The 3,527-nt window shown below is 49.4% G+C and carries 1 protein-coding gene; it reads right to left on the reverse strand.

Annotated features, from left to right (window positions below; genetic code table 11):
- Window positions 1-327: 327 nt before the first annotated feature.
- Window positions 328-3,219 (reverse strand): aminomethyl-transferring glycine dehydrogenase, encoded by a 2,892-nt coding sequence (gene gcvP, locus EMM73_RS19325; RefSeq protein WP_127688403.1) that lies wholly within the window; start codon window positions 3,217-3,219, stop codon window positions 328-330.
- Between the last annotated feature and the right edge of the window lie 308 nt (window positions 3,220-3,527).

The following is a 3,527-nucleotide window of genomic DNA, read 5'->3' on the forward strand; positions in this document are numbered from 1 at the left end:
TGTGGATCACTTTTAGACTGTTGTTGACAAATAATGCTAGATGAATAAGTTATCTGTATCCATGTCGATAGGTTTGCCGCTTTTAAACCCAAACTAAAAACCCGCCACAAAGGGCGGGTTTCAAAGTAAATCAATCAATAATCTGCTACAACCTGCAACCACCTAAACCCGACCGCAGTTGGCAAACTGGGGTCAGAGCCAAACCGCTACAGTTGAAATTATCAGGCATTCAGCTAAGCATAGAGAATGCGGGCGGGGACAAGCCCACGCCCCTACAGTTGAATATCAGTAGGTAATAAAAAACCCGCCGAGTGGCGGGTTTCTTTATTACCTATAATCTTCCGGACTAGGGCAAGCACACATCAGGTTGCGGTCGCCGTATACGTCGTCGATACGGGTGACTGTTGGCCAGAATTTGTTTTCTGCCACGTACTGTGCAGGGAATGCAGCGTACTGACGCTCGTATGGGCGGTCCCAGCTTGGGTCGAAAATATCTTCCATGGTGTGAGGTGCGAAGTGCAGTGGGTTGTTGTCTGCAGTCCACTCCCCTGCTTCTACTTTGGCAATTTCATTGCGGATAGAAGTCATGGCGGTGATAAATTTGTCCAGCTCTACTTTGCTTTCGGACTCAGTAGGCTCGATCATCAGCGTGCCGGCTACCGGGAATGACATAGTTGGGGCGTGGAAGCCGTAGTCCATTAAACGTTTGGCGATGTCCATTTCGGTGACGCCGGTTTTTTCTTTTAATGGACGCATGTCGATAATACATTCGTGCGCTACGCGGCCGTTGGTACCTACGTACAGTACTGGGAACAGGCCGCCCAGTTTTTTCGCCATGTAGTTAGCGCTTAAAATCGCCATTTCAGTGGCTTGACGTAAACCGTCGCCGCCCATCATTTTGATATACATCCAGCTGATTGGCAGAATGCCTGCGCTACCAAATGGTGCTGCAGATACTGCGCCGTTGTCCTGGCCTGTGCCTTCAATTTTAACGACAGCGTGGTTTGGCATAAACGGAGCCAATTGTTTCTTCACACCAATTGGACCCATACCTGGGCCGCCACCGCCGTGAGGAATACAGAAGGTTTTGTGCAGGTTTAAATGCGATACGTCAGCACCGATAAAGCCAGGAGAAGTAATACCTACCTGAGCGTTCATATTGGCGCCGTCCATATACACCTGGCCACCGTGCGCGTGAACTATGTCACACAGCTCGCGGATAGACTCTTCAAACACACCATGTGTGGAAGGGTAAGTCACCATAATGGCGGCTAACTTGTCTGATACGGCTTCGGCTTTGGCTTTTAAATCAGCCATGTCGATGTTACCGCTCTTGTCGCAATCTACCAGTACTACTTCAAAGCAAGCCATAGCTGCTGTTGCAGGGTTAGTACCGTGCGCAGACACAGGAATTAAACACACGTTACGGTGTGAATCGCCGCGGCTTTCGTGGTATTTACGAATGGCGATCATACCGGCGTATTCGCCTTGCGCGCCTGAGTTTGGTTGCATAGACACAGCATCGTAGCCTGTGATTTCTACTAACCAGTTGGCCAGCTCGCCAATCATGTCGTAGTAACCTTCAGCCTGGTCGCGTGGCACGAATGGGTGCAGCGAACCAAATTCTGGCCAGGTGACCGGGATCATTTCGGCTGTGGCGTTTAACTTCATGGTGCACGAACCTAAAGAAATCATCGAGTGGTTCAGTGCTAAGTCTTTGTTTTCCAGCTTTTTGATATAACGCAGCATTTCAGTTTCAGAATGGTACTGGTTAAATACCGGGTGCGTTAAGTACTTAGAAGTACGAACTAAGTCAGCAGGAATAGAGTTTGAGCCTTTAGCTACGATGTCAGCGTCTAACTTAGTGACGTCTAAGCCATGGCCAGCGCCCAGAACTATATCAAACAACTGAGCGATGTCAGAAGCACTTGTCAGTTCGTTGAAGCTTACGCTTAAGCTATCGGCGATATCAGTACGTAAGTTCACTTCAGCGGCGATAGCGCGAGCTATTACAGCGGCGCGATCAGCCACTTTAAAAGTAACAGTGTCAAACCAGGTGTTATGTACTAATGAAACGCCTTTGGCTTGCAGGCCGGCTGCAAATACATCAGCAGAACGGTGAATACGCTCTGCGATGTTTTTCAGGCCTTCTGGGCCGTGGTACACAGCGAAGAAAGACGCCATGTTCGCCAGTAACACCTGTGCAGTACAGATGTTGGAGTTGGCTTTTTCACGACGGATATGCTGTTCACGGGTTTGCATTGCCATACGCAGCGCCTGATTACCACGACGGTCTTTCGACACACCTATGATACGGCCTGGCATAGAACGTTTGTAATCGTCACGGGTAGCGAAGAAGGCTGAGTGTGGGCCACCGAAGGCCATAGGCACACCAAAACGCTGGGCAGAACCTAAAACTACGTCTGCACCTAATTCGCCTGGCGATTTTAATAACAATAAGCTCATCATGTCAGAAGCTACTGCTACTACAGCTTTTTTCGCTTGTAAGGCAGCGATTAAAGCGCTGTCGTCACGTACTTCACCAGTCGTAGAAGGGTACTGTAATAAAGCACCAAACACGTCGTGGTTGACTGCGTCAGTGGCTTTGCCAATGATCACGTCAAAACCAAACATTTCAGCACGGGTACGCACTACGTCAATAGTTTGTGGGTGTACGTCGTCAGCGATAAAGTACGTATTGGCTTTGCTTTTCGCTACACGTTTAGCCAGCGCCATAGCTTCAGCAGCTGCAGTGGCTTCGTCCAGTAATGAAGCTGATGCCAGCTCCATACCTGTTAAATCTAAAGAAATTTGTTGGAAGTTCAGCAGAGCTTCTAAACGGCCCTGAGCAATTTCCGGCTGGTATGGGGTGTACGCAGTGTACCAGCCCGGGTTTTCTAACACGTTACGTAAGATAACGTTTGGTGTCAGTGTTGGGTGGTAGCCCATACCAATGTAGCTTTTGAATAGTTTGTTTTTGTTCGCAGCGGCTTTTAAGTACGCCAGAGCGTCCGCTTCAGTTGTGGCTTCACCAGTTGCCAATGGCTGTGGCAGGCGAATGGAAGCAGGCACAGTTTGTGCGATCAGCTCTTCCATGCTGCTTACGCCTAATTCAGCCAGCATAGCTGCTGTTTCGTTAGCGTCCGGGCCTATATGGCGTTGTATAAATTCCTGGTGGTTCGCAAGTTGCGACAGGGTTTTCACAGCTGAAGTGGTCATGCCTTGAAGTTCCTAAATGGTCTTAACAATATGCTGGATGTTTACGCACAGCAGCGGGTTTTGGCCCAGCTGTTGGTAAAATCCCTGTTAGGGTCAGCACGGGCGGGGTAAACCCCGCCCCTACAAAACCCGTTTATTTATTCGTTCTCACCCAACCTTTTACGGTTGGGCCGCCTATGTCTATCTGTCGACATCTGCGGTTTTGTTGGGTCTGTCACGGGCGGGGTAAACCCCGCCCCTACAAAACCCATGTATATCAATGATCTATCAGATATCCGTAGGGGCGAGGCTTGTCCTCGCCCGTCTAT

It is taken from the genome of Rheinheimera sediminis, from assembly GCF_004005375.1.
Lineage (GTDB): Bacteria > Pseudomonadota > Gammaproteobacteria > Enterobacterales > Alteromonadaceae > Pararheinheimera.